The sequence below is a fragment of the Corallococcus sp. AB038B genome, from assembly GCF_003668955.1.
GTDB classification, from domain to species: domain Bacteria; phylum Myxococcota; class Myxococcia; order Myxococcales; family Myxococcaceae; genus Corallococcus; species Corallococcus exiguus.
Window position 1 is genome coordinate 1 of the sequence record NZ_RAWO01000229.1, and the last position, 409, is coordinate 409.

Sequence of the window (409 nt, forward strand, 5' to 3'; positions counted from 1 at the left end):
GCACGCGTGAAAACGCGTGCTCGCTTTGCTTTTTTTCCGGGCTGTTGAGACGTGAGCGAACGTAAAAGCGTATCGCCGCGCGAGTCACCTTGACGGGTTCGCGAGCGTGGTATGGATCGCGCCCATGCTGCTGGAACCCGGACTGAACCTGACGCTGCGCCCGATGGCATACCCGGTCTTCTTCGAGATGTATCGGAACGCCATCAAGAACACCTGGACTGTCGAAGAGGTCGACTTCTCCACGGACCTCGTGGACCTCCGCTCGAAGATGACGGATGCGGAAAGACATCTCATCCACCGCCTGGTGGCCTTCTTCGCGACGGGCGACAGCATCGTCGGCAACAACCTGGTGCTGAACCTCTACAAGCACATCAACGCCCCCGAGGCGCGGATGTACCTGTCGCGGCAG

The 409-nt window shown here is 60.1% G+C and carries 1 protein-coding gene; it reads left to right on the plus strand.

The features are described 5' to 3' along the window. Positions 1-124 precede the first annotated feature (124 nt). A partial coding sequence (locus D7Y04_RS43120; protein WP_199749842.1) for a ribonucleotide-diphosphate reductase subunit beta occupies positions 125-409 on the plus strand: 285 nt, incomplete at its 3' end.